Source organism: Novosphingobium sp. RL4 (genome assembly GCF_035658495.1).
Lineage (GTDB): Bacteria > Pseudomonadota > Alphaproteobacteria > Sphingomonadales > Sphingomonadaceae > Novosphingobium.
Genome location: NZ_CP141945.1, coordinates 1,165,660 through 1,187,495, shown reverse-complemented (window position 1 = coordinate 1,187,495; position 21,836 = coordinate 1,165,660). Strand labels below are relative to the sequence as shown.

The following is a 21,836-nucleotide window of genomic DNA, read 5'->3' as shown; positions in this document are numbered from 1 at the left end:
AATGACCACCCCGATCATTCATCCGAACTGGGCCCGGCCGGCACTCAACATGGTCGACGGGTACTCGCTGGAGATGACCGCCAAGGACGTGGAGGCCCTGCGCGGGGCTGCCGCCGCGATTGCGCCCGAAACGCCGATCGCGGTGACGTTCCTGCCCGGTGAGGAATTCGAATCCCGCATTGCCGCCGCGCGGCTGGTGCGCGAACTCGGCTTCGAGCCGATGCCGCATTTCTCCGCCCGCCGGATCGCTTCGGCCGAGGAATTCGAACGCTATCTGGCCGCGGTGACGCGGGAAGCCGGCGTCAAACGCTGCTTCGTGATCGCCGGAGACCCGTCAGAGCCGGAAGGCCCCTTCACCGACAGTTCCGCCCTGATCGCCACCGGCGCTTTCGAACGCAACGGCATCACCGCCATCGGCATCGGCGGGCACCCGGAGGGGCATCCCAACATGACCGAGGAGGAGTGCTGGCAGGTGCTTTCCGGCAAATGCGCGGAAATCGAATCGCGCGGCATGGCGCCCCTCATCGTCACCCAGTTCGCCTTCGATGCAGCGCCCGTGCTCGACTGGCTCACCCGGCTGCGCGCGCGCGGCATCGACGCGCCCGTGCGGCTCGGCGTGCCCGGTCCCGCCGGGATCAAGACACTGATGCGCTTCGCCGCGCGCTGCGGCGTGGGCGCCTCGGCTTCGGTGCTGACCAAATACGGCATCTCGATCACCAGACTGATCGGATCGGCCGGACCGGACAAGCTCGTCGATGCGCTGGAGCGCGGACTGGCACCGGCCCACGGCAAGGTCCGCCTGCACTTCTATCCCTTCGGCGGCATGGAGAAGACCGTCGACTGGATCAACGAATACGCCCGGCGCCACTGAGCGGGAACGGGCGAAACAAGAACGAGAGAGGAGCCTGCCCCGTGTCCGACCTACTGGCCGATACCCTGTCCGAAGTGCTTCGCGGCCCCGTAAGCGGGGATGCCTCCGAAATCTGCACGCTGCGCCTGCAATGCGAAGACAAGGCCGGGCTGGTGGCCCAGGTCGCGGTATTCCTGGCGACGCGCGGCTGCAATATCGTCGATGCCCAGCAATTCCACGACCAGCTTTCCGGCGGCTTCTTCATGCGCGTGGAATTCCAGCGCGGGGCCGGGCGCTCGCTCGAAGAACTGCGGGCCGAATTCGCACCGATCGCCGCCGAGGCCCGCATGACCTGGTCGCTGCGGGACAAGGCCGCGCCGAAGAAGGTGCTGCTGCTGGTTTCGAAATGGGACCATTGCCTGGGCGACCTGCTCTACCGCAACCGCATCGGCGAACTGAGCATGGAGGTGGTCGGCATCGTTTCCAACCATCCCCGCGAACTGCTGCACACCTCGCTCATCAACGGGCTGCCCTACCATCACTTCCCGATCACCAAAAACACCAAGGCCGAGCAGGAAGCCCGCATCAAGCAGGTGGTGGACGAGACCGGCGCCGAACTGATCGTGCTTGCGCGCTACATGCAGATCCTGTCGGACGATCTGGCCGCGTTCCTGTCCGGCCGCTGCATCAATATCCACCACTCGTTCCTGCCCGGCTTCAAGGGCGCCAAGCCCTATCACCAGGCTTTCGACCGCGGCGTGAAGATGATCGGGGCCACCGCGCACTACGTCACCGCCGATCTCGACGAAGGGCCGATCATCCATCAGGACGTGGAAACCGTGACCCACGCCGACATGCCGGAGGAACTGGTGCGCAAGGGCCGCGATATCGAGCGCCGCGTGCTGGCCGAAGCGGTGCGGCTCCACCTCGACGACCGCGTCTTCGCCAACGGCGCGCGCACCGTCGTGTTCCGGGGATAGGCCGATGGCCGAGCGCATCGACGGCCGCGCCATGGCGCGGGCCATGCTGGACGAAACGGCGCAGGCGGTCGAACAGCTCAAGGCACGGGGCGTGGCGCCTGCCCTTGCGGTGGTGCTGGTCGGCAGCGATCCGGCCAGCGAGGTCTATGTCGGCCGCAAGGTGGCCCAGTGTGCCCGCGCCGGAATCCGCTCGCTGGAGCACCGCCTGCCCGCCGAGACCGGGCAGGCGGAACTGCTGGCCCTGATCGACCGCCTCAACGCCGACCCGGCCGTGCACGGCGTGCTGATCCAGCTTCCCCTGCCGCGCGGGATTGACGCTTCGCTGGTGCTGGACCGGGTTGCGCCGGGCAAGGATGTGGACGGCTTCCACCCGGTCAACGTCGGCCGCCTGTCCAGCGGCACCGGGGGGCTGGTGCCCTGTACGCCGCTGGGGATCATGAAGCTGCTGGACGGCCTGATAGACGACTATCGCGGGCTGGAAGCGGTGGTGATCGGCAAGTCCAACATTGTCGGCAAACCCGTGGCCATGCTGCTGCTCGAACGCGAGGCGACCGTCACCGTCACCCATATCGAGACGCGCAACCTGCCCGATGTGGCACGCAAGGCGGACATCATCGTCGCTGCGGCCGGAGCCCCGCACCTCGTGCGCGGATACTGGGTGAAGGAGGGCGCGGTGGTGATCGACGTGGGCATTACCCGCGTCACCGATCACGACGGCCAGACCCGCATCGTCGGGGACTGCGCCACCCACGAACTGGAACACGCCCGCGCCGTCACCCCGGTGCCGGGCGGGGTCGGGCCGATGACCATCGCCTGCCTGCTCGCCAATACCGTCAAGGCCGCAAGGGACACACTCCATGGATGACATTGCCACGATCGACCGTGTTTCCGCCCGAACCGCCACCACCGAAACGGCAGTGCTCACCACCGTGCGCGTGCGCGATCTGCCGCTGCTGGCGGACGTGGGCATCAATCCCGACGAGGTCGGCCGCCGCCAGCCGCTGGTCATCACCGTCGAACTCGCGCTGGACGCGGGCGCGGTGGACGGCATCGGCGAGACGGTGGACTATCGCCGCATCGCCGCCGCCGCCGAAACGCTGGCCGAAGTGCACATTCCGCTGATCGAGACGTTCGCCCGCCGCCTGGGCGAGCAGTGCCTGGGCTGGGCGCCGGTGCGCGAGGCGCGGGTGAGCATCGACAAGCCCTTCGCCCTCACGCGCGGTCTCGCCGGGGTGGAAGTGACCGTGCGCCGCGCCCCATGAACGCAGGAGAGGAAACCATGCCCGCGATTACCGACGTCAACGCCTATCTGGCGCAGTTCGACGACATTCCCGGCACCCGGGTCTTCACCGCCAGCCGCGCGCGGCGGGGCTATCATCTCAACCAGTTCGCGATGAGCCTGATGAAGCCGGGAAACCGGGAACGCTTCAAGGCAGACGAGCGCGCCTATCTGGACGAATGGCCGATGACCGAGGCCCAGAAACAGGGCGTGCTCGACCGTGACTACAACCGCCTGCTGGACCTTGGCGGCAACGTTTATTTCCTCGCCAAGGTCTTCTCGACCGACGGGCTGAGCTTCGTCCAGGCGGTCAGCACGATGACCGGGATGAGCGTGGAGGATTACCAGGCGATGATGCTGGCGGGCGGCCGTTCGCCGCTCGGCGTCCGCTCGATCAGGGAGAACACATGATGGCCCGCATTACTGCCGGCATCGGTTGCAGCCATATTCCCGTGCTCGGCTTCGCGCACGATCACGGCCGCACCGCCGATGCGATCTTCAAGCCCGCCTTCGACGGCTTCGACTGGACGCGCCGCTGGATGCGCGAGGAGGCCCGGCCCGATGTGGTGATCCTGGTCTACAACGATCATGCCTCCGCCTTCGACATGAAGGTGATCCCGACGTTCGCGATCGGCTGCGGCGAAAGCTACCAGCCGGCCGACGAAGGCTTCGGCCCGCGGCCGGTGCCGGTGGTGGAAGGGCACCCGGACCTTGCCTGGCACATCGCCCAGAGCCTGATCCTCGACGAATTCGACATGACCATCATCAACGAGATGGACGTGGACCACGGCCTCACCGTACCGCTGACGATGATGTTCGGCGCAGTGGACAAGTGGCCCTGCAAGGTCATCCCGCTGGCGGTCAACGTCGTCACTTATCCGCCGCCCTCGGGCAACCGCTGCTGGGCGCTGGGCGAGGCGATCGCGCGCGCCGTGGCGAGCTTCCCGGAGGATCTCGACGTACAGGTCTGGGGCACCGGCGGCATGAGCCATCAGCTTCAGGGGCCGCGCGCGGGGCTCATCAACCGCGAATGGGACAACATGTTCCTCGACGGGCTGGTGGGCGAAAGCCAGCACCTGCGGCATGTTCCCCACATCGAATACTTGCGCGAGACCGGCAGCGAGGGGATCGAGATGGTCATGTGGCTCATCATGCGCGGCGCGCTCGGCCGGGGCACCGGCGTGCTGCACCGGCACTACCACGTTCCGGTCAGCAACACCGCGCTCGGCCATATCGTGCTGGAACCGCGCCGTGCCGATGTCGCCGCCGAAGCACCCGAGGCAGAGGGCGCCCTCACCGGCTGAACCGGCCCGGGGGCCCCGCTAGGCGGCGTGGACGCCGCCTAGCGGGGCGGCTGCGGGTGGTTCATCCGGTACTCGACTTCCAGCGCGTCCCGGTCGATCCGGGGGCCGGTGAGCGGAACCACGTTGCCCGGCTCCTCCACCTTGCGCGTCGCGATCAGTTGCAGCCGCTCGACGATCCAGCGCAGCGCGCGGTCGTTGCTGTTCGAGAGGTGCCATTGCAGCGCCTCGCGGATCGGCGGAAAGTCGAACGGGATCTCGCGCATGATGAGCGGCATGTTCTGCACCACCTGTTCGGCGAGGCGGCGGTGCATCGTGGCGATGCGGTTGGTGTTCACCACGAGGCCGGGGAGCGACAGGAACGTCGGCGCCACCACCTCGACCCGCCGCTGCTGCTTCTGGCGGCGCACGAACCAGTCGTCGAAAGCGGGGACGCGAGCCTTGCCGAAGCGGGCGGTGACATGGCCCAGCTCGAAATAGGTCTCCTTCGTCATCGCCCCCTGCATCGCCGGATTGCCGTCCCAGCCGACCACGACATAGTCGTCCTCGAACAGGATCAGGCTGGGGTGATCGGCCGAGATCGCGTAATCGATCGTCAGCAGCAGGTCGATGTAGCCGCGTTCCAGCGCCTCGATCGGGAAATCGTTCATCGGCTGGATCTCGAAGCGCATCTGCGGCGCATCGCGTTCCAGTTCCGCCAGCGCCTCGGTCAACAGGACCTGCGTGGAATAGTCTGAGGCCATGATCCGCACCTGCCGGTCGGCGGTGGAGGGATCGAAGGCCGGGGCCACCGAAATGGTGGTGCGGATCTGCTCCAACACGGCGCGGACCGGTTCGATCAGTTCCTCGGCACGGGTGGTGAGGATCATGTTTCGCCCCTTGACCACGAGCAGGTCGTCGGCGAAGTATTCGCGCAGGCGGCCCAGCGCGCTGGACGTCGCCGACTGCGAGAGGCAGAGCCGGTCCGCAGCAAGCGATACGCTCTTCTCGGTCAGCAGCGCGTCGAGCGCGACCAGCAGGTTGAGGTCAAGTCTTCCAAAACGCATCGCCATCTCCCGCACCCTCTTCGCTTGTGGTTATTCCAAAGTCGCGAGGGCACTGGCGACCAGTCTAGCAGGATCGCCATCATGCGCAAAACCCGCATGTTCCGCTGCCGGCGTCGCCAGCCTTGGCTGCGCGGCGAAGGCCGCCTCCAGCGCCGCATCGGGTGCATAAGTCACGAGATCGGGCGAAACCCCGCACTGGCGCGCCGCTTCTTCGGCAAGCGCGCCCATAGTCAGGCGCAGCGCCGGCAGGGTCACGGCGCGGGTCGGCGGCAGCAGCGCGCTGTCCAGCGTCAGGGCGTGGACGAAATTGTCCGCACAACGCGCGACCGACTGCGCCCAGATCGTGCCCTGGGCCGAGACCGGGCAAACGAAGGCCTCACCCGCCTTCAGCGCATGGAACAGGTTGGACATGAACGCCGATTTCATGCCTGACGGCCCCTTGGGCCGCGCGAGGATGCCGGGCAGGCGCACTGTCACCGCATCGATCAGGCCGCGGTTGGAGAACATGGCCGCCGCATGTTCCATCATCGCCTTGTGCCCGCCATAGATCATCTTCGGCGACAAGGGCGTGGCATCGTCCACATGGGCAGGCAGCGGATCGCCCAGCACCGCCATGGAACTGGCATAGACCACCCGCAGCCCCGGCGAGAGCGCCGCCGCTTCCTGCAGCAGGTCGTACATCGCGTCGATATTGATCCGGCGGGAGGCGCCCGGGTCCGCCTCGGCCGCGCCGCCCGGCACCGTTGCCAGATGGACGAGCGCGTCGCAGCCCCGCCCCAGCGCTTCGGCGCGGACCCCGGCATCGCCAAGGTCGCCTTCCACCGGCCGGACGCCCGGCGGGATGCCGCCGGCGTGGCTGTCTATTCCGGAGACCTCGTGCCCGGCCTCCAGCAGGCGGCGGGCAAGTTCCCGGCCCACGAACCCGCCTGCCCCGGTGACGACGACTTTCACTGCATTCTCCTTGAGTAACGGCAAGCACAGGCCCCGCGCAGCATCCCGGCCTCAGAACGTTCCCGAAAGGCGCAGGCCATAAGTGCGCGGAGCGGTGTAGCGCGCCACCGCGAAGCCGATGGGCGAGGACTGCGGCGTGGCGACGCGGCGCTTGTTCTCGATGTTCTGGACGAAGGCGCCGATCGAAAGCCCGCCGTCCGACAGGCGCAGCGTCAGGTTGGCGTCGGTCAGCCAGTAACCGCGGATCTTCTCGAAATCGAGATACTCGAATGCGCCGTATTGCGAGGACCGCCACGAAGTGTTGACGCTGCCGACCAGTTCGTAATCGTCGCCCAGCGGCACGACCTGTTCGGCGCCGAGGTTGACCGTCCACTTGGGCGAGAACAGCAGCGGGCGGCCCGAACAGTTGAACGCCAGGATCGGCGTTACCCCGTCGCTCAGGTAATCCCCGGTGGCGGAAGAAGGACAGTTGATGTTGTTGCGCGGCGAGGCGGTGGTAAGCGTCAGCTCCTTGTATTCGGTATCGAGATACTGGACCTTGGCCGAAAGCGTGGTGTTGCGCATCGGCTTGACCATCAGGTCCACGTCGAAGCCCTTGATGTCGGCGCGCCCGGCATTGTCGATGGTGTTGATCAGCACGGAATCCGGCGAGACCGTGAAGTAGTTGATCTGCTGGTCCTTGTACTTCCAGTAGAAGGCTTCGACGTTGAGCTGGACGTGGTCGTTGAGGAAGCGGTTCTTCGAACCGATGGTATAGGCGGTGATGAATTCCGGGTTGTAGGTCGGATTGCCTTCGGAAAGCTGGAAGCCGCCCGCGCGGTAGCCGGTTTCGACCGAACCATAGAGCAGCGAATCCTTCGCCAGGTCGAACTCGGCTCCCACCTTCCACGTCACGCGGCTGAAGTTGCCGGAATCGACCACCGGATAGTAGGTCTTGAGGATCAGGCCCGCGCCGCTGAGCAGCGGATAGACCTGATCGCTCGCCGCATCGGTGCTGCCCGGCGCGATATAGCCGTTCGCGATCAGCCAGTTCACGGTATCGCCGGTAGAGGTGAAATTCGGGAAGTTCGGGATATTGCCCGGCACCGCGCAACCCTGCCCGAAGGAATCGGGCGGCGTCACTGCCGGAATGCCGCCGCAGAAGGCGATGAAATTGTTGATGATCCCGTCGATCGACTTGTGATCGCGCGTATAGCGCAGGCCGCCGATCAGGCGGAAACTGTCGGTCAGGTTGGCGGTAAGCTGGCCGAAGCCCGCCAGGCTCCGGGTCTTGTGCGTGTAGTGCTGGATCGGCAGCACGAATTCCTGGTTGTATTCTCCGGTATTGCGGATCTTCTCATCGAAGAAGAAGCCGCCGACCACGTAATCGAACATGCCGACCGTGCCCGCCAGCCGCGTTTCGAGGCTGAACTGGCGGTCCTTCTCATTCGTGTAGGCGGTGTTGAATGCGGGACCGTAGAAGAAGCTCTCAGCCTTGGTGTTGCGGTACGCAGGCAGGACGGTGAGCGTTCCGATGCCGGTGTCCAGCGTGACTTCGGCGTTGAGGCCCCAATAGGTCGCGTCGTTCATCTGCTGGCGGTTCATCGCCGTGAGGAACCCGAAGCCCGGAGCGCCGAGCTGGGTCTGCCGGTAGGCATTGGCGGCATCGGTGTTCAGCCCTTCCGAACTGTCGAACCCGGCAGGCGTGAAGGTGAATCCGGTCGCCCCCGGCGTGAACGAACCGATATAGCTCGATCCCGCGCCCACGCCGCCCACATGCGTGTAATCGCCGCCAAGACGGATGCTGAACCGGTCCGTCGGTTCGAACAGGAATTGCGCGCGCAGGCCGCTGCGATCGAGATCGTCGCTGCCGTCGCGGTTGTAGCCGTCATGGTACTGATGCGTCGCCGCCACGCGCAGCGCGGCATTTTCACCCAGCGCGAGATTGGCGAAACCCTCGGCGCCGACGGCGTCGTAATTACCCACCGTCAGGGTGAAGCCGCCGGAACTGCGGCCGAGTTCGGGCCGGTTGGGTATGATGTTCACCGCACCGCCGGTGGCATTGCGGCCATAGAGGATGCCCTGCGGCCCCTTCAGCACCTCCACGCGGGCAAGGTCGTAGAATGCCGAACCGAACGCCCCCGCCGCGCGGCCCAGCACGACGCCGTCATAACTGGGCGTGACGGCCGGATCGTTGTAGCTCGAATTGGTGATGTTGCCGACGCCGCGCAGGAATATCGAGGTGTTCGAACCGCCGCCGTTGGTCACCGTAAGCGCAGGCACCGCCTTGTTCAGCGCGTCCGCCTGGGTGATGCCCTGCTGCAGCAATCGATCTCCGCCCACGGCATCGATGGCGATGCCCGCATCCTGGAGCGTTTCGGCGCGGCGCTGGGCGGTGACGATGATGTCGCCAAGGCCGGAACTGTCCTGCGCCGATGCAGCTTCCTGCGCGAGCGCGGGCATGGCGCCGCCGAAGACGGCGAGCATCATCACGGCCAGACTCGAGGAATGGAAAAGTCGATTGCGCATGGCGCTCCTCCCGATGTGTTTGTTCTTGCCGTCGGGGCTAGCCAAGCGGCCGGCGTTGGTCACACCGATTGTATCGATGGGCAGGCATCCACAGTTCGGATTTGTGTGACGACGCGGCCTCGCTACCTCTCGTGGCATGACACGGGAGAGCATCAGCAGCATCGCCACGGCACTTGTCGTGGGCGGGGGAATCGGCGGCATGGCCACGGCCATCAGCCTTGCGGAACGGGGCGTTCGGGTGGACCTGATCGACCTCGATCCGGAATGGCGGGTCTATGGCGCCGGCATCACGATAACCGGGCCGACCTTGCGCGCCTATCGGCGGCTCGGCCTGCTAGAGCAGATCAAGAAGGCAGGCGCCATCACCAACCGGACGCGGCTGTTCCGCCATGACGGAACCCACCTGCACGATCTCGACGAACCGGTGATCGAGGAAGGCCTGCCCGCAACCGGCGGGATCATGCGCCCCGTGCTCCACCGGATCATGCAGGCACGGGTCCGCGAACTGGAGATTCCCGTCCGTCTGGGCCTGACGGTCAACCATCTGGCAAGCGACGCCAGCGGTGTCGACGTGACGTTTTCCGATGGCACGAACGGCCGCTACGACCTCGTGGCGGGGGCCGACAGTGTCTATTCGACCGTGCGCGAACTCGCCTTCCCGCACATGGGCCCCGCCCAGCCGACCGGGCAGGGCTGCTGGCGCATCTCCATCCGCAAGCCGCCCGGCCTCGACGCCGGCGAATTCTTCCTCGGCCACGACAACCCCTGCGGCATCACCGCCTGCAGCCCGGACAACGTCTACATGTGGATGCTGACCCGGCACGAACCGCGCGAGAGCTTCATGGACGAGGAGGAACTCCACGCCGCGCTCAAGGCCCTGCTTGCAGACTTCGGCGGCAATGCCGGATGGATTCGCGACAACATGACCCGCGAGGACTGGATCAATTACCGCCCCCTCGCCGCGGCCCTGCAACCGCGCCCCTGGAGCCGGGGCCGGATCGTGCTGGTGGGCGATGCCGTTCATGCCACCACGCCGCACCTCGCCTCGGGCGCCGGGATGGCGGTGGAAAGCGGCATCGTCCTGGCCGAGGAACTGGCCAATGCCGACACGGTGGAAGCAGGTCTCGCCGCCTATGAGGAGCGTCGCTTCGACAGGTGCCGCGACGTGATCGAAAGCAGCATCGCCATCGGCAGGCTGCAACTGGAGCACGGGCCGCCCGAAGAACACAAGGCGCTGCTGGAAGGCGCGCTGACCCGGCTCAACGCCCCGTTCTGACGATCTATCGGGAACGCCCTGCACTGCTGCCTCGCGCGTGTCCGGCGGCGGCAGGGCAGCGCGTCGATCCCCCGGCAGCCGCGAATTCCCGCGCTTCGCGGGGCGGCGGAAAGGCACGTCTGCAACAAAGATGCGGCGGCAGCGATCCAAGGTGCTGCAAATCCCGCCATATCTTGATACCCTCTGCCCACGGCCGAACGCCCCCGAGATCAACCGGAAGGAGCAGAGGATGCCTCGCAAGCGCAACATCGCCCCCAGATGGCTCATGCCCCTGCTGCTCGCCGGTTCGATGGTGGCAGCGGGACTTGCGGCAACTCTCGTGTCATCCTTCCAGTAGGTGGGCGGCGAGCCGGCCATACCCCGCCACGCCGCCGGAGCGAGGAGCAGTGCTTGCCGCATCATACGCCCTTGATCGGAACCATCGTCGCCGGGCTGGTGGCGGCTTTCGCAATGGGGGCGCTGGCACACCGGCTGCGGATATCCCCGGTAGCAGGATACCTGTTCGCCGGAGTCCTCGTCGGCCCGTTCACCCCGGGCTTCGTCGCCAATTCCGCCCTCGCCAACGAACTGGCCGAAATCGGCGTCATCCTGCTGATGTTCGGCGTCGGCCTGCATTTTTCCTTGCGCGACCTGATGTCCGTGAAGGCCATCGCCGTTCCCGGCGCGGTGCTCCAGATCGCCGTGGCGACCGCGCTTGGCGCGGGCCTCGCGGTCCATCTCGGGTGGAGCCTTGCCGCGGGCCTGGTGTTCGGACTGGCATTGTCGGTGGCGAGCACGGTCGTCCTGCTGCGCGCGTTGCAGGCCGGAAATCTGGTCGATACGGAAAGGGGGCGGATCGCCATCGGCTGGCTGATCGTCGAAGACCTCGCCATGGTGCTGGTGCTCGTCCTGCTGCCGGTGCTCGCCGGCATCCTGAACGGGGCGGCGGCGGATACCGCCAATCTCGCGAAGATCGTCGGCATCACCATCGCCAAGGTGGGCGGCTTCATTGCCCTGATGCTGATCGTCGGCAAGCGGGCGATCCCGGCCGCATTGCACTGGGCGGCCCATACCGGATCGCGCGAACTTTTCCGTCTGGCCGTTCTCGCCATCGCGCTCGGCGTGGCGTTCGGCGCGGCCTATGTCTTCGACGTTTCCTTCGCGCTGGGCGCCTTCTTCGCCGGCATGGTCATGGGCGAGCGGCAGTTGAGCCGCCGCGCGGCGGAAGAAACCCTGCCCCTGCGGGACGCCTTCGCCGTGCTGTTCTTCGTCTCGGTGGGGATGCTGTTCGACCCGGCGGTGCTGATCGAACGCACCGGCGCCCTGGCCGCGACCGTCCTTATCATCGTCATCGGCAAATCGGCCGTGGCGCTCGCGATCGTGCGCGCATTCGGCCACCCGCTCCAGACCGGGTTCGCAGTGGCTGCGGGCCTGGCGCAGATCGGCGAATTCTCCTTCATGCTGGCAGCCCTCGGCGTCCGCCTCGATCTCCTGCCCGAGGAAGGCCGCGACCTGATCCTCGCCGGGGCCATCCTGTCCATCCTGGCCAATCCGCTGATCTTCCGCCTGCTGGCAAGCCGTCACGCCATCGTGAAAGCCGCCGTGCCCACCGGCGCTTCCCCCACCGGCAACGGCGACCAGGCGCGTCGCGGCCATGTTATCCTCGTGGGCTACGGGAGGGTCGGAAAACTGGTTGCCGACGGCATGGGCTCCGGCAACCGGTCACTGGTGATCGTCGAGGAGCAGGACGATCTGGCGAAGGCGGCGCGGGAAACGGGGCTCGATCTGATCACCGGCAACGCGGCAACCGCAGACATACTCGACCAGGCCGGGATAAGGGACGCCAGCAAGCTGATCATCGCCATTCCCGAAGGCTTCGAAGGCGGCGTGATCGCGCAGCGCGCACGCCAGATCAATCCCGAGATCGAGATTCTCGCCCGCGCCCATTCGGATGAGGAAGTCGAGCATCTCAAGCAGGTCGGCGCGGATCACGTCGTCATGGGAGAGCGCGAAATCGCCCGAAGCCTGCTGACGCTGGCCTCGATCCGCAGGCCTCGGCCGGCTTGAACAACCGGGCGCCGGGATATCGGTGCTCAGGGCAACGCTTCCCGCGCCGCCTGGCGAATCTCGCGCGGCGAGGCGGCGAGGCTGCTCCGCGCAAAGCGCGACATGACCGACTGCTCGGCGAAGCCCAGCTTCTCCGATATGCGGCTGAGCGGCAGGTCGGTCTGCTGGAGGTAATAGAGCATGAAGTCCCGGCGGACCTCGTCCTTGATCGATTGGAAGCTGATGCTTTCTTCGTGAAGACGCCGGTGCAGGGTGCGCGGATGAAGGTTGAGATGGCGGGCGACATCGTCGTTCCCGCAGCGACCGGTCCAGAGCAGTTGCATCACCACGCCGCGTACTTGCGCATGGACCGGCGGGCGCTGTTGCCGGAACCGGCGGGAAACATGCTCGGTCACGTCGCGCAGGCCCTGCCGGTCGGCATCGGCGACCGGACTTTCAAGATCGCCCACCGTGAAGACCACGCCGTCCTCGTTCTGGCAGAAACGCACTTCGCAGCCGAAATGCTCGCGGTAGACTTTCGCGGGGGACAAAGCCTGGTGGCGAAAGTGGACGCGGCGCGCGCCAACGCGCTGCCCGGTGATCGCGCGGGCGCCCAGGTGTCCGGCCAATAGCACCTGCTCGATCGCCTGGCTGCGCGCCGGCAAATCCTCGGCCAGCAGTTCGTGGCCCATGAAGACATGCTGCCCACCGGCGGATCGCCCCATCCAAACCCGCGCGGCAAGACTGTGCGCGGCATTGTGCGTGGCGGCATAGGACAGCGCGTCACCGAACCGCAGGACGCTGCGCATGGCTGCACCGAGCGGCCCGAACACATCCACGCCGCCCTGCCGCTGCGCAAGACGCAGGCCGAAATCCGGCCGGTCCAGCACGTCCGCCGCCCGGCCCACGACTTTCAGCCATTGCCCGCACGTTATCGCCCCGGCCCGGTCGCAGGCTTCCTCGTCCAGCCCGACCGCGCACAAGAGGGACTGCGGATCGCCGCCAAGATCGCGCACGACCTGCGGAAAATGGCGCAGCAGCCGCGCCTGGATCACCTGCGTTCCCGCATCCGGCGTGCCATCGACGAAAGGCTCCCGCATCTTCTTCGCCGCTCCCGACCGACTCAGCGCAGGGCCGCACCCCGCCGCTTATGGCTGCAAGAGATGCTCCTGCCTGCAAGGCAGGGTCAACGCGGAGGGCAACGCCTTGGCGATGGCGTCAGCCCCGCCGTATCACGAGCGCGTGGGAATGCGGAACCGCTCCACGTAATCGGCGAATTCCCGCCTCACCCCGGCGGCATCGAGGCCGTAGTCCTCCAGCCGATATTCATGCCGGCCGTGCTTGCCCTTGGGATTGTCGGCGAGGAAAGCGGTCATCGCCGCTTCCGCCCGCGCCGTCAGCGGTTCGCCGAAATGATCGTAAAGCCGCTTCATCTGGCCCACCGGATCGCGCATCTGCGCATCGTACTGGATATCGAAGATCGCGTCCGCGCCGTGTTTCGCGCGGTATGCATCCTGCCGGGCGATCATGAGGTGGAATATCTCCACCATCTGCGCGCCGATGGCATGGGCGTCCACCGTGTCGCTGTACATTCGCCGCACCGCGTGGATGAGGCTGCATGCCGAGCCCACCACTTCCACCGGATCGCGGTGAGTCATGACAAGCTGCGCATCGGGATAGACTTCGGTCAGCTCGTCCAGAAACAGCGGATGCCAGGGATTCTTCAACGTCCAGCGCCCGGGCGCCTCGGCCTGAAGGCATTGCAGCAGACGCTTGTGATAACGGAAGGCCGGGCGATAGTCGGCCTCGTGCAGGAACCACTGCCGATAGCCGGGAACATGGGCCTGCGCCTCGTAGACTTGCGCGCAGAACGAAGGCGCCATGGCGAACTGACACTCGGTCGGGCTGTCGGAATCTTCATGGTGGATCGCGGCGATATGGGGGGCGGCGCCGATCGCGCGCGCCATCTGCGCCTGCATCCGCTCGAAACGCGGGCCGGCGGACAGTTCGTCGCTGCGCGGCGGCGGCACCGGGTCGAACGCTTCCCAGCGCAGGAAACAACGGCGGTCCGGGTCGGCGGCCAGCAGGTTGATGGTCAGTGTCGTGCCGGTGCGGGGCAGGCCGAAGACGAACATCGGCTTTTCGACCGGACGCTCCAGCAGTTCGGGATGACGCGCCAGCCAGTCTTCCACTTTCATCCGGCCCGCCAGCGCCGAGACCAGCGAGCCGATGGAGCGCTGCCGGCCCGCTTCGGTAAGCGCAGCCTCGTTCTGGTAATCCTCCAGCAGGATCGCGAGGCCCGACAGGACCGCCTCGTCGCCAAAGTCGTTAAGGCCCGTCTCCGCGCTTGCCGCCGCAATGATGTCCTCGACCTTCACCCGCTTGTCCCCTCACCTTCCTCTGCCGCGTCGTGCGCGCGGTTCGAAGGCCGGGTCTAGCCGCAGCAGCCGGCACTTTTCTTGACCGATAAGGACATCGCACCAGAACGCGCAGGCGCGATACCCCCGCCTCCCGGAAGAGGCGGGGGCAAGGAAGCGCCGTCAGGAAACCGGCAGCACCACCGGCGCGCCCGGCGCGTCGCGCAGACGCAGGTAGAACTTGCCGTCGCGCGCCGCGGGCACCTGAAGCGCAGAGCCCGTGAAGCCCTGCGCCACGTTCACCGCCGGATCGAGGGCAGGCGAAAGCCCCACCGCATCGATCAGGAACAGGTCGCTGCCCCTGATGGTGCAGTTCGCGTCCCGCTCCGCCCCGCCGCACGATACACCGTCGATATGCGGAAGCCGCGCCAGCGTGACCAGCGGCTGCCAGTCGCCGGCATCGCCGCCGCGCACCAGCCGGAAGCGAAGCGGACCGAACGTGGAAGGCGGCAGCGTTTCGGGGTCGAACGAGGCAACCAGGACTTGCGGCCCTGCAACTTTCAATCCCTTGCCTGCCGAAAGCCGCACCGGCTCGCCGCCGCTCGCGGGCGCCACCTCGATCACGTCGGCAGGGGTCAGCGGCGCTGCATCGCTGCGAACCGAGAACACCATGCGGCCGTTGTCCGGCAGCAGGTCTTCTCCGGGAAGGCCCAGCACCCTGCCCCCCGCCGCTACCGGCCCGGGTTCGATGGTCTTGCTGAGCAGGTTCACGCGCGGCCGCGCCTCGGCCAGCGTAATCGGGACCGAAACGGTGCGCCCGCCACGCAGCCTGATGCGCGCGGCCGCATCCCCGGGTATCTCGGGCACGGTTTGGGAGGCGCCCTCCGGCAACTTCTGCCCGTCGGACCTCGCCAGCCTGAGGCGGTCTACCGTCCCGTCGCGGGTCAGGCCGTCAGGCTTGAGCGTGAGACCGGCAAGTTCGGCGCTGTCCACCTGGTCGAGCCGCTGGCCGGTCAGCACGCCCCAGTCATCCCCGGCATGGATCACCAGACCGTCGACCCGGCTCGCCTGGACATCGGCCCGCAGCGCGATCGTCGAAGGCTGGGCAGTGCCGCGCACCTTCACTTCCACGCTCATCTCGCCCGGCTTGCGGCCCGCCAGCGGCAGGGTGAGCGCCAGACCGTCCTTGCCCTGCACTTTCCACTCGACCGACTGCGCGCTGCCACCTTGCCGCAAAGTCACCGATTCCACGCAGGACGGCGCGGCGCCCGTCAGTACCAGCGGATTATCCCGTCCGACGACCAGCGTGGGCATCTCGGCGTTCTTGTCGCCGCCCGCCACCTGCCAGCCGCCGCCATCGGGCTTCTGGAGGAGGAAGTCCGGCCCTTCGAAGCGATCGAAGCCCCAGTAGCCGTAGACGTGGGCGCGCAAGGTTCCGGTAAAGGCGGCAGGCAGTTCCCCGCCCGCAAGGACATAGCCGCCTCGGTCCGCCCGTGCTTCGAGGGGGACGTCCACCGTCTGCCCCGAAGGCGCGGTGAGGGTAACTTTCATCTCCCGCGCATAAGCGGTCGAATAGATCAGCGGCGCCCCTTCCACCGGCAGCAGCGTGCCCTGCGCGCCGCCGGCCTGAACCGCGCAGACCGGATCGTTGGCGCTCGTGCGCAGGCGGGGCGGGCTACCGGATTCGATGGCCGGCATGGCGATCACCATGACCGATTTGGGCTTTTCAAACGAAGGCGCGGTGTTCAGCAGCAGGCCTGTACGGTCGCCCTTGCGCACGCTCAGCGTCGGCAGGTAGCTGAACTGCGGATTGGAAAAGGCGCCGAATATCTTCGCGATATCCCGCGCCACCCCGATATAGGCGCTGTAATAGCCATAGCCCGCTTCGCGCGTGGCGCTCAACTGCAGGGCAAGGTCCGTCGGTGCGCCGGTCAGCGTTTCCGCCACCGAACTGGTGTGGACGTCCGCCAACACCAGCGTTTCCCGGTTTTCGAGCAGGCATGACGCCTGAAGCTCGATCACTTTCGAGAGGCATTCCTCGTTCAGCTTCATCGACAGGCTGCGCGCCAGCGTCGGTGCCACGCTGCGCAGGAACTCGGGGTGATAATTGTCCTGCGCCCGGATCGCCGCCATGAAGGCATCGAGGCGGGAATGGTCGAGCGAGGCCTGGTTGAGGTCCTGCGTGGCGCGGACGAATTCGCCCGGCTTGCCGCGCACGGCATCCACCAGCGTCCCTTCCGCGCCGCCTGTATCGGGGACCAGGAACATGACCATCTGGCGCGCATTCTTCGGCACCGTCAGCGCCAGCGCCTTGTTCTTTTCCTTGTCCCTCCAGGTCTCGGCGATCTTGATCCAGTCCTTGGGCGGCGGATTGGTCGCGCCGCGCAGGAAAGCGGACACCATCAGGAATTTCGCGCCCTGATCCTCCGGCAGGTCCGCATGGATCGACAGCATGTCCCCCTCGGCAAGGCTGGGCACTTGCGCAATGGGCAGCGTTTCCTTGCCGCGCGTCACCTGGATACGCAGGCCGGGGCCGTTCAGTTCGAACGGCGCGGGATCGGCGGCGACCGCCGTGGACGAGGCCAGCATCGCGGCCATCGGCAGGGCCAGAGCCCCCGCATTGAGAGCCCATGGAGTGAGACGCGAAGGGCGTGCGCGGTTCTTCCCGGCAATGGGCAATGGCATTTTCCTGTTATCCGGCATCAAATTACGTCGCCCTTCCCCGCCTTTCCCACAACAGCGCCCTCCCGCCAAGCACGCGAAGGCCCATCGCCTCGTCGCAAAAACGAACATAAAGGGAACATTTCGTTTGAAAAGCCCTTCGGCATGGGACAGGCTCCGGCTGCAAGAGCTGCGCTTACGCTTAGCTGAACGCATGAGGAAAAGGTCTGGTTCAATGCCCCCGCTCGATATCGCCGAAAAGCTGACGATCCTCGCGGATGCGGCGAAATACGATGCGTCGTGCTCCTCTTCGGGCGTCAGGAAGCGGGATTCGCGTGGCGGCAAGGGGATCGGCTCCACGCTGGAAGGCGGCGGCATCTGCCATGCCTATGCGCCGGACGGGCGCTGCATCAGCCTGCTCAAGATACTGCTGACCAACAGCTGCATCTTCGATTGCCACTACTGCATCAACCGCAAGTCCTCCAACGTGCGCCGCGCCCGCTTCACCGCGAAGGAAGTGGTGGACCTCACGCTCGACTTCTACCGCCGCAACTATATCGAGGGGCTGTTCCTGTCCTCGGGCATCATCCACACGCCCGACTATACGATGGAGCAGATCGTCGAAGTGGCCCGCTCCCTGCGGGAAGACCACGATTTTCGCGGCTACATCCACCTCAAGACCATTCCCGACGCCGACCCCGAACTCGTGGCGCGGGCCGGGCTCCATGCCGATCGGGTATCGATCAACGTGGAACTGCCGACCGCCGGCGGCCTCCAGCGCCTCGCACCCGAAAAGTCGCAGGCGCGGATCGAAGGTGCGATGGGGACCATGCGCTCGGCGATCGAGGAGGGAGCCGACGCCAGTCGGCGGTTCCGCTCCGCCCCCACCTTTGCGCCCGCCGGACAATCGACCCAGATGATCGTCGGCGCCGACGCCGCGACCGACCGCGACATCGTGTCCCGCGCCGCCGCGCTCTACGACCGTTTCGATCTCAGGCGCGTCTATTACTCCGCCTTCAGCCCGATCCCGGACGCCAGCGTCGTCCTGCCGCTCCAGCGCCCGCCGCTGATGCGCGAACACCGGCTCTACCAGTCGGACTGGCTCATGCGGTTCTACCAGTACACGCCGCAGGAAGTCGGCGCGGCGGTCGATCCGGCCACGGGGATGCTCCCGCTGGACATCGATCCCAAGCTGGCCTGGGCGCTACGCTTTCGCGATCGTTTCCCGGTGGACGTCAACCGCGCCCCGCGCGAACTGCTGCTGCGCATCCCCGGCCTCGGGGTGAAGGCGGTGGATGCCATCGTCTCGGCGCGCCGCTGGCGGACCCTGCGACTGGACGACGTGGCGCGCATGACCGTTTCGGTGAAGAAGCTGCGGCCGTTCATCGTCACGGCAGACTGGCGGCCCACCGGGCTGATCGACAGGGCCGACCTTCGCGCGCTCGTCGCTCCGCCCGCCACGCAGCTGGAACTGTTCGCGGCCTGACCATGCGGATGGTACGCCTTGATGCCGAAGATGACTTCGATGGCTGGCGCGCCGCCGCCCGCATGCTCGCGGCAGAGCGCATAGCCGCGAACGAGGTACTCTGGCAGATCGGCGACCGGCCGGTGGACCTGTTCGGGGGAGAGCCGATTGCCGTGGACGCCGCGCAGGCGCCGCCGATGCGGGTTTCCAGGGCGTTCCTCGATCTTGCGCGTGATGCGGCGCTTCACAGCGAGCCCGAGCGTTTCGCGCTGCTCTATGCCCTGTTGCTGCGCCTGCTGGACCAGCCGCACCTGCTGCAGGACCGTGCCGACCGGCCCCTGCGCCGCCTGGAGGGTCTCGCGCAGAACGTGCGGCGCGACATCCACAAGATGCATGCCTTCCTCCGCTTCCGCGAACTGCCGGATGGAGACGGCACGCGGTTCGTCGCCTGGTACGAGCCCGAGCACCACATATTGCGTCGCAATGCCGCCTTTTTCGTGGAACGCTTCACCAACATGCGCTGGTCGATCCTGACCCCGCGGGGTGCGCTCCACTGGGATGGCGCCCTGCTGACCGAGGGACCTCCTGCACAGCGCGGCGACGCACCTGGCGACGATCCGGTGGAAGGGGTCTGGAAGGCCTATTACAGCGCCATCTTCAATCCGGCACGGGTCATGCCGCGCGCCATGCTCAAGGAAATGCCGCGCAAGTACTGGCGAAACATGCCCGAGACCGCGCTGGTCCCGCAACTGATCGCCGGTGCCCGCAAGCGCGAACTGGCGATGATCGAGCAGGATCGGGCCGGGCCGCCGCGCCAGCTGGATACTCCGACCATACGATCAAGGGGGGCAGGCGGAGATGATGCGCTCGAGCTGCTGCGTCAGGAGGCGACCGCCTGTCGCCGCTGCCCGCTCTGGCAACCGGCGACCCAGACCGTATTCGGCGAAGGACCGCACGATGCCGAGATCATGATCGTGGGCGAACAGCCCGGCGACCGGGAAGATATCGTGGGCCGCCCGTTCATGGGCCCGGCCGGCGAAGTCTTCGACCGGGCCATGGCGGCGGCGGGGATCGACCGTGCCCGCGCCTACGTCACTAATGCGGTAAAGCACTTCAAGTTCGAGCCGCGCGGCAAGCGCCGCCTTCATGCCCGTCCCCATGCGGGCGAAGTCGAGGCCTGCCGCTGGTGGATCGATCAGGAACGCGCCATCGTGCGCCCCAGACTGGTGATCGCGATGGGGGCCACGGCGGCCCGGTCGCTCACCGGCAAGGCGATGACGATCGGACAGGAGCGCGGACGGGCAGTGCCGCTGGCGGACGGTACGCCTTGCTGGATCACCGTCCACCCCAGCTATCTGCTGCGCCTTCCTCCCGAGGCCGACGCCGATGCCGAATTCGCCCGCTACGTCGCCGATTTGCGTAAAGCCGCCAGCAGCCTCGTCCAGGCAGCCTGACGCCGCGCGGCACCGAAGGTGGTCCGCTGCCACCCTTGGGGAACCGGCCCGGCCGCCAGGCCAGACCCGCGCGCGCACGGACTAGGAGGTATCATAAGCCTTGTGCCTTCGCATATAAGGGCACTCTTCAGAGACAGCGTTCGGATGCAGACGGCCGCAGCGCCCCACACCAACTCCTCCAGACTCATCGAGCCCGCGCTGAATTTCTAAGCATTATCGCGCAATTCCGGCGAACGCCGCCATAAATCTCGCTAGAACCATGGGACCCACTAGCCCTAGGCAGAGAACGGCAGGGCGATTAAACAGTGCCCTTTTCCGTTAGACTCATTCGCGGCAATCACGCACAACGCCTTGCACAAGATGTCGCAGCAAGCGGCGCTTATGAAATGGGAGAGCTGGATTGGAACAGCTTGAAACGGCAGGCGCGGAGTGGCGCCGCCATTGGCCGATGGTCCTTGCGGCCTGCATCGGCTTTTCGTTCATGTCGTTCATGACGGCCGCTGCCGGCGTGTTCATGGACCCGCTCGCGACGGAATTTCACTGGGGGCGAACCGAACTCTCCGCCGGCATGGCGATCGCCTCGCTGCTGTCCATCCTCTGCTCTCCCTTCATCGGCATTCTGATAGACCGGCACGGCTCGCGCCGCCTTGCGCTGCCCGGCCTTGTGTTGACGAGCCTGGCAATCGCGGCGTTTTCGCAGGTCAACGGCTCCATCCCCCAATGGCTTGCACTGTGGGTGATATGGGGCGTTGTCGCGCTTCTGGTGCAATCCACCCTCTGGTCCGCCGCAATCGCCAGCGTGTTCAGGGTGGGGCGCGGGCTGGCGCTTGGCGTAACGATGTCGGGCACGGCGCTGGCGCAAGTCGTCGCCCCGCCGCTTTCCAACGCGCTGATCGAGGCATTCGGCTGGCGCACCGCCTATATCGCCCTCGGCCTGGGCTGGGGCGGACTGGCGCTGGTCCTCTCGGCCCTGTTCCTTTTCGACGTGCGCGATCAGGCGCGGCGCAGGCAGTCGCAGGGCAAAGGGCCGCCCGAGGCCGCTCCGGACCTGCCCGGCCTCGGCATCGGGGAGGCATGGCGCGACATATCGCTCTGGAAAGTCGCCGTAGCGACGTTCCTCGTCCTGACCGTGACCATTGCCGTCGTCGTCCACCAGTTCCCCATTCTGGTCGAGGCGGGCATGAGCCGCTCGCAGGCAGCCTGGCTCGTCAGCCTTTCCGGGGTTGCGGGCGTGATGGGCAAGCTGGTCTCCGGCACGCTCATCGACCGGTTCCATGCGCGCACCGTGGGCGGCATCACCCTGGCATCGACCGCCGTGGGATGGCCTTTGCTCATGCAGGGCATCGCAACGCCTGTCACCATCGTCATCGGCATCATGATCAGCGGCTATGCGGCAGGCACCAAGATCCAGCTCTGCAGTTACCTGACCGCCCGGTACGCCGGGATGCGGCACTATGGAACGATCTTCGGCTTCATGACCAGCGTGATCGCGCTCGCCTCCGCCATCGGGCCGCTCGCTGCGGGCCTCTCCTACGATCGCTACGGCAGCTACACCCCGTTGCTGCTCGCCGGTGTCGCGATCTCGCTCATCTCCGGGGGGCTGGTCTTCAGCCTGCGGCCCTATCCTGAATGGCGCGCGGCGACGGCAGCGCCCGCCTGAAGCCTGGCCTTACGGCGGCCCGA

Annotated in this window: 17 protein-coding genes; 11 read left to right on the top strand and 6 right to left on the bottom strand. The window is 66.7% G+C overall.

What is annotated here, in order from left to right; genetic code table 11:
- Window position 1: 1 nt before the first annotated feature.
- The 6 genes from U9J33_RS22260 to U9J33_RS22235 all read left to right on the top strand — a co-directional run bounded on the left by U9J33_RS22260 (window position 2) and on the right by U9J33_RS22235 (window position 4,413).
- The gene (locus U9J33_RS22260) at window positions 2–871 is read left to right on the top strand and encodes a methylenetetrahydrofolate reductase (protein WP_132469757.1); all 870 of its coding nucleotides are present in this window, start codon (window positions 2–4) and stop codon (window positions 869–871) included.
- Window positions 872–945: 74 nt separating this feature from the next.
- Complete coding sequence (purU, locus tag U9J33_RS22255) at window positions 946–1,830, top strand: formyltetrahydrofolate deformylase (protein WP_054438138.1); 885 nt, start codon at window positions 946–948, stop codon at window positions 1,828–1,830.
- Window positions 1,831–1,834: 4 nt separating this feature from the next.
- On the top strand, window positions 1,835–2,695 hold the full coding sequence (locus U9J33_RS22250; protein ID WP_132469756.1) for a bifunctional 5,10-methylenetetrahydrofolate dehydrogenase/5,10-methenyltetrahydrofolate cyclohydrolase: 861 nt from the start codon (window positions 1,835–1,837) through the stop codon (window positions 2,693–2,695).
- Window positions 2,688–3,092 (top strand): dihydroneopterin aldolase, encoded by a 405-nt coding sequence (locus tag U9J33_RS22245; RefSeq protein WP_082370364.1) that lies wholly within the window; start codon window positions 2,688–2,690, stop codon window positions 3,090–3,092. The genes U9J33_RS22250 and U9J33_RS22245 overlap by 8 nt, the downstream gene beginning before the upstream one ends.
- 17 nt (window positions 3,093–3,109) lie before the next feature.
- Complete coding sequence (gene ligA / locus U9J33_RS22240) at window positions 3,110–3,520, top strand: protocatechuate 4,5-dioxygenase subunit alpha (protein ID WP_054438141.1); 411 nt, start codon at window positions 3,110–3,112, stop codon at window positions 3,518–3,520.
- Complete coding sequence (locus tag U9J33_RS22235; protein ID WP_185999250.1) at window positions 3,520–4,413, top strand: class III extradiol dioxygenase subunit beta; 894 nt, start codon at window positions 3,520–3,522, stop codon at window positions 4,411–4,413. The genes ligA and U9J33_RS22235 overlap by 1 nt, the downstream gene beginning before the upstream one ends.
- A gap of 38 nt (window positions 4,414–4,451) precedes the next feature.
- On the opposite strand, the gene U9J33_RS22230 is transcribed toward U9J33_RS22235, so the two are convergent.
- Genes U9J33_RS22230 through U9J33_RS22220 form a run of 3 tightly spaced genes read right to left on the bottom strand, consistent with a single transcriptional unit; the run spans window position 4,452 to window position 8,915 of the window.
- A complete protein-coding gene (locus tag U9J33_RS22230; RefSeq protein ID WP_054438143.1) occupies window positions 4,452–5,456 on the bottom strand; it encodes a LysR family transcriptional regulator in 1,005 nt (334 codons plus the stop codon).
- Window positions 5,457–5,486: 30 nt separating this feature from the next.
- Window positions 5,487–6,407 carry an NAD-dependent epimerase/dehydratase family protein gene (locus U9J33_RS22225; RefSeq protein ID WP_324699184.1) on the bottom strand — a complete coding sequence of 307 codons (921 nt, stop codon included), beginning with the start codon at window positions 6,405–6,407 and terminating at the stop codon, window positions 5,487–5,489.
- 51 nt (window positions 6,408–6,458) lie between these two features.
- Complete coding sequence (locus U9J33_RS22220; RefSeq protein WP_324699183.1) at window positions 6,459–8,915, bottom strand: TonB-dependent receptor; 2,457 nt, start codon at window positions 8,913–8,915, stop codon at window positions 6,459–6,461.
- Between the two features lie 136 nt (window positions 8,916–9,051).
- Here U9J33_RS22220 and U9J33_RS22215 point away from each other — a divergent pair, with 136 nt between their 5' ends.
- Both U9J33_RS22215 and ybaL read left to right on the top strand, forming a co-directional pair.
- Complete coding sequence (locus tag U9J33_RS22215) at window positions 9,052–10,191, top strand: FAD-dependent monooxygenase (protein ID WP_324699182.1); 1,140 nt, start codon at window positions 9,052–9,054, stop codon at window positions 10,189–10,191.
- A gap of 390 nt (window positions 10,192–10,581) precedes the next feature.
- Complete coding sequence (ybaL, locus tag U9J33_RS22210; protein ID WP_054438048.1) at window positions 10,582–12,237, top strand: YbaL family putative K(+) efflux transporter; 1,656 nt, start codon at window positions 10,582–10,584, stop codon at window positions 12,235–12,237.
- 26 nt (window positions 12,238–12,263) lie between these two features.
- On the opposite strand, the gene U9J33_RS22205 is transcribed toward ybaL, so the two are convergent.
- The 3 genes from U9J33_RS22205 to U9J33_RS22195 form a co-directional block, all read right to left on the bottom strand.
- Window positions 12,264–13,316: an AraC family transcriptional regulator ligand-binding domain-containing protein gene (locus tag U9J33_RS22205; protein ID WP_054438050.1), complete on the bottom strand. Its 1,053-nt coding sequence runs from the start codon at window positions 13,314–13,316 to the stop codon at window positions 12,264–12,266.
- A gap of 132 nt (window positions 13,317–13,448) precedes the next feature.
- Window positions 13,449–14,594, bottom strand: a complete 1,146-nt coding sequence (locus U9J33_RS22200; protein ID WP_185999246.1) for a sulfotransferase family protein — start codon at window positions 14,592–14,594, stop codon at window positions 13,449–13,451.
- Window positions 14,595–14,756: 162 nt separating this feature from the next.
- A complete protein-coding gene (locus U9J33_RS22195) occupies window positions 14,757–17,171 on the bottom strand; it encodes a hypothetical protein (RefSeq protein WP_186000070.1) in 2,415 nt (804 codons plus the stop codon).
- Between the two features lie 298 nt (window positions 17,172–17,469).
- Here U9J33_RS22195 and U9J33_RS22190 point away from each other — a divergent pair, with 298 nt between their 5' ends.
- From U9J33_RS22190 to U9J33_RS22180, 3 genes are all read left to right on the top strand, one after another.
- On the top strand, window positions 17,470–18,720 hold the full coding sequence (locus U9J33_RS22190) for a putative DNA modification/repair radical SAM protein (protein ID WP_054438057.1): 1,251 nt from the start codon (window positions 17,470–17,472) through the stop codon (window positions 18,718–18,720).
- 2 nt (window positions 18,721–18,722) lie between these two features.
- Window positions 18,723–20,153 carry a UdgX family uracil-DNA binding protein gene (locus tag U9J33_RS22185; RefSeq protein WP_185999245.1) on the top strand — a complete coding sequence of 477 codons (1,431 nt, stop codon included), beginning with the start codon at window positions 18,723–18,725 and terminating at the stop codon, window positions 20,151–20,153.
- Between the two features lie 400 nt (window positions 20,154–20,553).
- On the top strand, window positions 20,554–21,813 hold the full coding sequence (locus U9J33_RS22180; protein ID WP_324699180.1) for an MFS transporter: 1,260 nt from the start codon (window positions 20,554–20,556) through the stop codon (window positions 21,811–21,813).
- The last annotated feature ends 23 nt before the right edge of the window (window positions 21,814–21,836 follow it).